A 9114-nucleotide genomic window follows, 5' to 3' on the forward strand; every position below is an offset into this window, starting at 1 on the left:
TTTACTATTTCTGGACGTCTCAAGCCATTTTTATCTGAACATATCGTCATATTTATGGGTGAGACATTTAAGCTGATATTAGGGTGGCAGCACTAAAATCGAAGATTAAGAAAACGCATTCGGTACGAATGTGTAAAAAAGCTTGAGCAACGCTCAACAACGATTGCGCAGTGAGTTGCTGTGTGAAACACAGGTGCTCACGTAGTAGGAGTCAGCATCGCAGATTAAGCCTAATTTTCGTTTGCCTCAGCAAACCAAGCACAAGTTGAGAATCAACTTGTGCTTGCCTGAGTATCAACGATACGAAAGCTGCTAGGTGTATCCGCAGCAACGCTTTTCCCGAAGCAACTGAAGGGAAAATTAGGCTTAATCAGCGGTAGCTGACTCCTTGTAAAACTTCTGTCGCCGACACAACGTGGCAAGAAGCAGAGCAGCGACGAGTCGCGTCAGCTCTGCTGTGCAGAAGGTTTACTACAACGAAGTTGTTTGTACTTTTCGGTAGAAAAGTTCAGTAGCTAGGCAGTATGCCTAGCGTGGCGAAGCCTCGTCATAATGCAAAGCATTGTGCCCTACCCTGCTTATTTCTCCCAATGCGCTCCTATGTAATTTTTAATTTAAATACGGAGAAAATTATGAATTATATAGAACGAGCTATCGATACATCTATGAATCACATATGCATCACAAATCCAAACGATCCAGGGACACTTGGATTGCTACGGGAAAATGCGGTCATAGCTATAATCGGAGGTTTCGGTGTTTCGACTAAGACAATACTTCAAAGGCATCTCAGCACGAGCCGCGAAAGCGTTAACAAACTCGTAAATCGTCTGAAAAAGAAAGGTCTAGTGTCGGTTCATCATACTTTTTCTAATACTGATAGGGGCTTTATTGTTCTAACGGCCCATGGAATCAGAGAAGCAGAATTCTTACTAAATCGTGAATTGTATCTTCGCTCCGATATAAGTCGAGTAAATGAAAGAAATCTTATTCACGACTTGTCAGTCCAACTTGTAGTGCTAGAACTCGCTAAAACGCAAAAAATTAGCGGTTTTGCTACAGAACGAGATATTTCAATTCAGTTAGAACAACGCGGAAACGATCCCCGATTGATTGATGCAATCGTTATAGATGCTGTGAGCAACCAATCTATAGCAGTCGAGATGGAAGCTTCTAACTCAAAAAATAAAGGAAATGGTGATATTCGTCGCAAAATTCTCAGCAAATATTTACAAGAACTTGAGAGTAATAACGGGCTTTATGATTTTGTTTATATGTATAGTCATCGACAACGGTTTCTCACACAAATTGAGAAAGCACATACTAAATTGTTTGCTTCACAGCGGTCATCATTCACACCTGAGCAGCAAGAACTGCTCACGAATCGCATAAAATTCAAACATAATTTCTGTAATACGATTTATGAGTTAATGTTTAATAGCAAAAGACAGCTTAACGATAACAAACTAGAATTGGCACGAAAAGACATGTACCTACTTCAACTAAAAGAAATTGAGAAGTTGGCACAAACATCAGGTGACAGAGTTGTCGAAATCAGAAGAGATGGCTTTGTTGAAGCCGGCAAGATAATGGGTTTGATAGAGTGACGACTTAAAAATTCTGGCCTTATGGGAGCCTTCCGGCTCCCTTTTTTTGTCCTCTGATAGCTTCGACAGTCTACAGCAGTCTCGGTGACTGAAGCGTTCTATCTACTGCCAGCACCTCTAGCAAGCAGCGAACCAGCGGGAAAGTACAGTGAGGTTTACTGAGCTTTCAATATGGTTCTCATATATTAAAAATATATTGATAAAAACTGTGGTTCCGCACACATCCTTATATAGTCTCGAATGCAGGAAATTTTAATTCTTCATCAATAACAGCGAATTTTCCTTGCGTGGATCCTAATTAGTTGTAGGACAATAACTGATGAGGAGAAGCTACAAATGAGGATAGACTACGAAAGCGTTTTCAATGCATGTATTAAAATCAGCGGTAAATGGATGTCGTTAAGTAACGCTCTGATTGGCATCGCTGCTGTAAATACCCTTTTGAATACAGCTTTTATAATTCTCGGTCATACTGAATACATTGAGTTCCAATCGCTCTCAAACAGACTGATTTTAGTGTCGTTTGCATGCATTGGCATAGCATTGCTATTGGCTCTGGTATCTTGGTATGCGTTGCGAAAATTAGAAAGCAAATGATATTGAGCACCCCGCTGTGGGGTGCTTTTTCTAATTTTTCGCTAGTGGTACAGTGCTGAGATAGTGCTAGTCGTTAAAATTATGTCATTGATAACCATAAAGGTTATTTTCTATTGTGTTATTTCGCGAACAGCGAGACGCACAAAATCATCGCTAGAAATCGAAAAACCATTAATGTAGTTACAAACAGCAGGGCTACCAATCACTCCCTCTTACTCGGAAAACACAGAAAATAGGGTGTAGTCAGAGTGGTGGGTGCAAAAACTTAAAACAAAATAATCCAAATTTCTGTCAGCCGCCTCCACCATCACCTTACTCACAGGCGATTTGAGACAGCTTCCTCGCCGTCATTTTTTTCAAACAGTGCTTTCCACTCTTGCTCGGTGAAGATTTCTGTTCTTGCATCGTGGATTTTTGCATTGATCATATTTGACTTTTGTAAATTCCTTGCACTACTGCGCGCTAATAAATGCGTGTAAGTGACTTTACCATCAGCTATAACTAAATCACCCTGACAAGCCTCTACACTTTCATTAGTATTTCTATAACTAATATCTCTTTGTGCATAACAGATCTGAGTTTCTATTAAAACGAAGTTCGGATAAGTTTCACTGGCTTTAGCGAAACCCAGTGTTTGACTGTTATCGTAATCCCAGCGGTAATAGTTTCCCATTCTATGGAGGGTTGCAGTGAAAAACTCTTTTGTCGTGACTTTAGAGCCGAAGTATCGCTTTCCATTTACATAGATAAAATCTGCATCCCACAGTGAGAAAAAAGAACGCTCAACTGAGTATGGCTCATATCCTTCCGGCATTATAAGAAGGTCATTGGCATAGCTTTTAGAGAGAGTTTCTCCAAAAAATGATTTTTTTGTCCCATATGCCTCAAATTCTCTAATAGGTGATTCAAGTTCCTTGTTCATTTTCCAATCATGTTCCACGACGCCATTTTCAGACAAAAGAACTAGGTTCTTAGTATGCTCTTTTGCGGCTAAAGAAACGATATCGTAAACTTTCTTATACCCACATTCACGATCACAGTCTTCCTCTACTTCTACCCAGAAGAAGGTTTTCTTCAGGTGATTTTCATATCTATTTCCTCGGAATAGTGCGAGTGGATTAAAAAAGTCGGTCAATGCTACGCCGCCACCAAAAAGCTGGGCGATAGCAAACCCCAAAAACATATCTCCACCGTCTGTGACTTGTCCTAATGCTGACTCTTTAAAACGATAGAAGTTGTTGGATAACGCTTTTCGCTGGCCGTTGACAACCTGCATCGCGTCGTTTTTTGAGATGATGCCAAAGTCCACCATGGTTTGATAAGACTCTGGCATAGCTGGTGGTGCATTTGTCACAGACTGAGAGTCGGCGTTGTCGGTACTGCTGCAAGCGGTCAGTAATATTCCGAGCATCCCTGAGAGAATAAGAGACTTTTTCATGAATTTAATCCTTTAAACTAGCGTATTTACTTAGAATGTTTTAACTCCATAGTCTCACATACTGCTCACCCTGCATCTTTTGGAGTTTTTTATATACCATTAAAAAACTAGCACACTTGGGATATCAGTTAAATTGTTTTGATGGAAAGCGAACAACGTAGTGTCCACTCCCCCTTTAACTGGACAGTACCACTGCTGATGTCCGCTTGGCTCATTGGAGCCTTCATTTCCACACAGAACTAACTTGCGGAATACGTGTATCTCCGCAGTTTATACGCTAGTTATTCGACGGTAGTATCACCGCTAAGTTATTGTGTATAAGCGCCTTAAGAACCGTTCTTGGTCTTTGGTTTCAAAGCTCAGCTCTTTGTAGAGTTAAATCATAAAAAAGCGCTCTTTCGAGCGCTCAATAAGCGGATTAACTTTTCCGCAAAAGCCATAGCTTCAGCAGCATATACAACACCGCAGCCACTATCGCTCCCAATAACAATCCATCTTCTTTAATCGGAAAGTTAGGGTTAATTTCTATTTCAAATACTATATTCATAGCATGCAAAGCCAGTAACACATACGTCAATGTATGTAATAGATCCGTCAGCACTTTAGCAATGATCTCTATAAAGTTGTTTTTGTTTGTCTTCATGCATTTTCCTCCAGAAATTTAATGCATGATTAACTAGGTTTGAGACACGGAAAAAAGCGAGCCACACGGCTCGCCAATAAATTTCCATCAGTCATCTGATATTATATCGAGCCAATATTTTTCGGCTGCGGCAAAATAATCTAATGGTGGTATTAAAAAGACATCTATAAATTCATCTCTGAATACTTCACAAAAGGCACATATTTCTTCAACGTGAAGTAGAAGAAATGCATACATAGGGATACCTTCCAAATAACGCATGTCCTCAAATTCGGGGTTTTCAGCAAGAATCTGTTTACTCACACTAATGCCGCAAATAGTACCGTTTACCTCTCGATGAAGATAAATATAGCGCTCATAAGTTAAATTTAGACCTTCTTCATTATCGTTGGTAATACAGGCAAGCCAAAGTATAGTTCCATGATCATCAAACGGAGATTTACTGGCTCGCTTATATACCCTCGTGAATAGATTCTTTTTATCAGTTTTATTGCTCATATTAACCTCGTGTTATGTACTCAAGGTTAACTAGGCACGTTAAAAGGGAATGTTATGGTCTTCTAATAGTATCTTCGCAAATTTTATTGCTAGCTCTTTGTGTCTATCCACATGAATTGTTTTTTGCAGATAATACAAAACTTGTTCTTTACGTTCGCCCTTACGTGTTGAGTAATCCATTTCTCCATCAACATAGTTTAAAGGATGCAACATCGCTGCTTCATAGAGTTTTTCGATTACAAAGTCGAAAGATGTTGGTAGACACTCTAGGTCAAATTCAAAAGAGTTGTTGTTCATGTCATTCTCGCGTTTTAGTTAAAAAACTACGTATGAGCACCCTTTGGGAATTTATCGGTTTATAGAACTAAACCTTCATAAAAGTCTTAAGTTAAATTCACGATTACTGGATATTTAAAACGCACTAGAAGCCATGGCTAACATGTCTTCGTTATTAGTGAGTAACCACTTGCTGTAATGCTTTTCTATCATTTTTATACTGTTATGACCCATTTGCCGTGCTACCCAAGCCAGCGGAAGGCCTGCCGATATAAGATGCGAGGCGTAAGTGTGTCTAGTTTGGTTAATTCCCCGTACCCGAACCCCACTTTTTACAAGCAGCTTTTTATAGGTTACGTTTCGAAACTGATTGTCATGAGATAATGCCAGCCCCGTTCTTGAGTCAAAGAACACGAAGGTTACCTCTTGTTGCTTTTGGCTACGATTGTCTGGCTGAGTAACTGAAATATTTGAAATTGGGGAAGGTCTCAACATTTTTTGCCTCATCAGTATCTCTCGAGCTTTTGGTAATAACTCTACTATTCTTATACTCGATTCGGTTTTAGGTGTTTTATAGTCCCGCTCTACCACTGCTCGTTGGACATGAATGATATTTCGATCAAAGTCGATGTCCTCCCAGGCCAAGGCCATAAGCTCACTTAATCTTAGTCCTGCATAGCAATTGAAAAGCACCATATTTTGCTCTGATTTTCGCGGCGTTTCTGTCAACGCTATGCGTCTAATTTCAGGCTGGGTGAAAGGATCTGGCTGACTTAAAGAAGCTTTCAACTTCAGCACCCTCGAAGTTGTGAGTGAGGCTATTGGATGTTTGTCTATCACTCCCTCTAACTGTGCAATAGTAATTATTTGAGAAAGAAGGCTGACTAATTCTTTGATGGTTTTGTCGCTCAAATACGCTAGCTCTATTGCTACCCATTTCTCAATATCCAATGGAGAGATTTCTGTGACACAAACGGATTCGAATTTAGGCTTTATATGTTTTCTAATTTTTCGTACATAATTCTTATAGGTGCAAGAAGCCAGTTTATGGCGCTTGATTTCTAAAAAGGTATTTATGTAGTTAGCCATGTCGAATTTATCAAGGCGGTTCGTGGCTGATGTTAGAAGCAGAAATTTATTAAAATTGTATTTTGCGAGCTGCTTATACTCTTTTACCAATTCGGCGGCTTTGAAGAGACCTGTTTTAGACGTATCAATATCCGTAGCTGGAATTCGATACAATTTTTTGTCTGCTCTGATGAGCAATCTAATTGATGTTGTGGAGCGGATATCCAAATTTTTGATATCGTTGGCTTTACAGAATGCTTTTGCGGCTTTTACTGATAGTTTCATGGTAAACTCAATTTCGTTTACCTATTGATTTTAATGACTTTTTAATATATAAAAAGGAATCTTCGCTGCAAAGCTCAGACTAAATTCCTTCCAAAGTAAGACTTTTCGCTATCCATTCAACGCTATAGTTCATATTACGTACAATAATTATATCGTTTTCAAAAGTCGCTAATTGCTATTTTGACGTTTAATAAAAATGTTATACACTCATCAAAACTTAGTCGCAAAGATCCCAAAGTGATCCCAAACAAAAAAACCAGCGACTAAGTCACTGGTTTTATTGATAATTTTGGCGGAGAGAGAGGGATTCGAACCCTCGTTAGGTTTAACCCTAAACACACTTTCCAGGCGTGCGCCTTCAGCCACTCAGCCACCTCTCCAAATTTTTTATCAAGGATGTTTCAACAATGAAACTCCTTGAGCGCGCGTATAGTAGGTAAACCCGCCGCTATTATCAAGAACTTGCTTAAAATAAGTATGCAAGTGCTTATAAAACAGACTATTTACTACAGGCCGCCCTTTGCTTTCAATTCAGCTGAAAATTGTAGCATGCGATCAAGTGGAATAAGCGCGTCAGTGCGAAGTGAATCATCGACAAAAATTTCGTGTCCATCACTTCCCTCGGTTAACGAGGCCTTAATCGCCTCTAAACCGTTCATTGCCATCCATGGGCAGTGAGCACAACTTTTGCACGTAGCGCCGTTACCGCCCGTTGGAGCCTCTATAAACGTCTTATTTGGCTCTAGTTGCTGCATCTTGTAGAAAATACCTTTGTCGGTAGCAACAATAAAGGTGTCATTTTCCATTTCTTGCGATGCTTTAATTAGCTGACTTGTAGAACCAACTGCATCCGCCATGTCTACAACACTGGCTGGCGACTCTGGGTGTACTAACACTGCGGCGTCGGGATAAAGGGCTTTCATGTCGCCAAGTTTTTGTGAAGAAAACTCATCGTGAACAATACACTCACCCTGCCACATTAGCATGTCGGCACCGGTTTGCTTGGCAATGTATGCGCCTAGGTGTCTGTCTGGGCCCCAAATTATTTTTTTGCCCTGACTGTCGAGATGCTCTACGATTTCCAAAGCAATACTCGATGTCACTACCCAGTCGGCACGCGCCTTTACTGCAGCAGAGGTGTTGGCATACACAACAACTGTGTGATCAGGATGCTGGTCGCAAAACTCACTGAATTCTTTTGCTGGACAACCAATATCCAATGAACACGTTGCCTCTAGGGTTGGCATGCGCACTGTTTTTTCAGGGCTGAGTATTTTAGCCGTTTCGCCCATAAAGCGAACGCCAGCTACAATCAGAGTTTGTTCTTCTGCGTCACGCCCAAATCTCGCCATTTCTAACGAGTCGGCAACACAACCACCAGTTTCTTCAGCTAATGCCTGAATTTCGTGGTCGGTGTAGTAATGGGCTACAAGCACCGCGTTACGTGCCTTAAGTAAGGCTTTTATTTCTGCCTTTAACTCGGCTTTACGTGCTTCTGATAGTGGCTGTGGTTTTGCTGGGAACGGGTAATCCACCTGCTCCACACGAAATGCTACTGACATTTACCTACATCTCAATTGCGACAAGGGTCGCGATTATACCCAAGTGTCATAAAAATTACACACTACATGATCAATAATAGCGCAATAAAAGGCCCTAAAATTCTAAACTGCCGGCTATTAACGTCTGTTACTCATTGCGGTAGCCTCGATTGTTCAAAATGGATACTACAGTATCTGCAAAATTGCATATAAGACTGCTCATAATAATCGATACTAGGTTCGGAAATTGTGAGATCAAAGAGTCAGTAATAAAGAATGTTTGAAGCGCCCACGCCAGAAGCGATTAGGACAGCAGTTGATATTGTATTAGTTCGCTACAGCTTAGCTAGGATTGTGTGGCAATGTGCTTAAAAAAATGATTCTCTTGGATAAGGATATCTGAGATTTGAATTCTTAAGTGGGGGTTTTTAATTAGTCTAGAAAAAGGATGGTGGGTCGTGCTGGATTCGAACCAGCGACCAATTGATTAAAAGTCAACTGCTCTACCAACTGAGCTAACGACCCATCCAATGACACAAGATATATTTCACTAAAAATATAGTATAGCAGCTTAAATGATGGTGGGTCGTGCTGGATTCGAACCAGCGACCAATTGATTAAAAGTCAACTGCTCTACCAACTGAGCTAACGACCCATCATTTGAAGCTTGAAAAGAAGTGGTGGGTCGTGCTGGATTCGAACCAGCGACCAATTGATTAAAAGTCAACTGCTCTACCAACTGAGCTAACGACCCATCTTTTCGGTTGTTGCCTGTGTCTAGGCAACGGCGGCATATAATACTCAGATTTTTATCTGACGCAACCCATAATGCCCTTTTATTTTGATATTTTCATTAAAACAGGACTAAGCGGTCAAAATGAAAACAAATAGCTGAGTATTTGTACCGCGCCACTGGATGTTTAATTGAAAAATCTCACATCCACGATTTTCAACGCGATAAAAAAAGTTGTTATTAAACCGTAACAAACTTGTTTTTTTACTTAGATGGTAGAATAAAAAAGCCCCTTTAACGGTGGGCTGATACTTAAATAGGGATCTGAAAAGTCAGATCCCTTTTTTTATTTCATAGTGAAATCAGTTGTTTAATAGTGATGTAATATCATAAATCGCATTCGAGAGCAGATTTATATACAATAAAAA

General features: G+C 40.1%; 7 protein-coding genes and 4 tRNA genes. 1 reads left to right on the plus strand and 10 read right to left on the minus strand.

Going from position 1 to position 9114, the window contains the following annotated elements; genetic code table 11:
* Positions 1–632 precede the first annotated feature (632 nt).
* The gene (locus tag GTQ48_RS06570) at positions 633–1607 is read left to right on the plus strand and encodes a helix-turn-helix domain-containing protein (protein ID WP_163105720.1); all 975 of its coding nucleotides are present in this window, start codon (positions 633–635) and stop codon (positions 1605–1607) included.
* 913 nt (positions 1608–2520) lie between these two features.
* Here the strand turns inward: GTQ48_RS06570 and GTQ48_RS06575 are convergent.
* The 10 genes from GTQ48_RS06575 to GTQ48_RS06620 all read right to left on the minus strand — a co-directional run bounded on the left by GTQ48_RS06575 (position 2521) and on the right by GTQ48_RS06620 (position 8707).
* Positions 2521–3642: a hypothetical protein gene (locus GTQ48_RS06575; protein ID WP_163105722.1), complete on the minus strand. Its 1122-nt coding sequence runs from the start codon at positions 3640–3642 to the stop codon at positions 2521–2523.
* A gap of 418 nt (positions 3643–4060) precedes the next feature.
* A complete protein-coding gene (locus GTQ48_RS06580; protein ID WP_163105723.1) occupies positions 4061–4285 on the minus strand; it encodes a hypothetical protein in 225 nt (74 codons plus the stop codon).
* Between the two features lie 87 nt (positions 4286–4372).
* Positions 4373–4783 (minus strand): hypothetical protein, encoded by a 411-nt coding sequence (locus tag GTQ48_RS06585; protein WP_163105725.1) that lies wholly within the window; start codon positions 4781–4783, stop codon positions 4373–4375.
* A 39-nt stretch (positions 4784–4822) separates the two neighbouring features.
* Positions 4823–5080, minus strand: a complete 258-nt coding sequence (locus GTQ48_RS06590) for a hypothetical protein (RefSeq protein ID WP_163105727.1) — start codon at positions 5078–5080, stop codon at positions 4823–4825.
* 114 nt (positions 5081–5194) lie between these two features.
* Positions 5195–6412: a site-specific integrase gene (locus GTQ48_RS06595; RefSeq protein WP_163105728.1), complete on the minus strand. Its 1218-nt coding sequence runs from the start codon at positions 6410–6412 to the stop codon at positions 5195–5197.
* A gap of 290 nt (positions 6413–6702) precedes the next feature.
* Positions 6703–6792 (minus strand) — tRNA-Ser (locus GTQ48_RS06600).
* A gap of 126 nt (positions 6793–6918) precedes the next feature.
* On the minus strand, positions 6919–7974 hold the full coding sequence (gene nadA / locus GTQ48_RS06605) for a quinolinate synthase NadA (protein WP_163105729.1): 1056 nt from the start codon (positions 7972–7974) through the stop codon (positions 6919–6921).
* A 428-nt stretch (positions 7975–8402) separates the two neighbouring features.
* Positions 8403–8478, minus strand: a tRNA-Lys gene (locus GTQ48_RS06610).
* A gap of 54 nt (positions 8479–8532) precedes the next feature.
* A tRNA-Lys gene (locus GTQ48_RS06615) sits at positions 8533–8608 on the minus strand.
* A 23-nt stretch (positions 8609–8631) separates the two neighbouring features.
* Positions 8632–8707 (minus strand) — tRNA-Lys (locus GTQ48_RS06620).
* Positions 8708–9114 lie beyond the last annotated feature (407 nt).

The organism is Alteromonas genovensis (genome assembly GCF_010500895.1).
GTDB classification, from domain to species: Bacteria; Pseudomonadota; Gammaproteobacteria; order Enterobacterales; family Alteromonadaceae; genus Alteromonas; species Alteromonas genovensis.

Excerpts from the sequence above, each read along its gene's own strand:
- GTQ48_RS06570 (WP_163105720.1), top strand. The coding sequence starts at position 633 with ATGAATTATATAGAACGAGCTATCGATACATCTATGAATCACATATGC.
- GTQ48_RS06575 (WP_163105722.1), bottom strand. The coding sequence starts at position 3,642 with ATGAAAAAGTCTCTTATTCTCTCAGGGATGCTCGGAATATTACTGACC.
- GTQ48_RS06580 (WP_163105723.1), bottom strand. The coding sequence starts at position 4,285 with ATGAAGACAAACAAAAACAACTTTATAGAGATCATTGCTAAAGTGCTG.
- GTQ48_RS06585 (WP_163105725.1), bottom strand. The coding sequence starts at position 4,783 with ATGAGCAATAAAACTGATAAAAAGAATCTATTCACGAGGGTATATAAG.
- GTQ48_RS06590 (WP_163105727.1), bottom strand. The coding sequence starts at position 5,080 with ATGAACAACAACTCTTTTGAATTTGACCTAGAGTGTCTACCAACATCT.
- GTQ48_RS06595 (WP_163105728.1), bottom strand. The coding sequence starts at position 6,412 with ATGAAACTATCAGTAAAAGCCGCAAAAGCATTCTGTAAAGCCAACGAT.
- nadA (WP_163105729.1), bottom strand. The coding sequence starts at position 7,974 with ATGTCAGTAGCATTTCGTGTGGAGCAGGTGGATTACCCGTTCCCAGCA.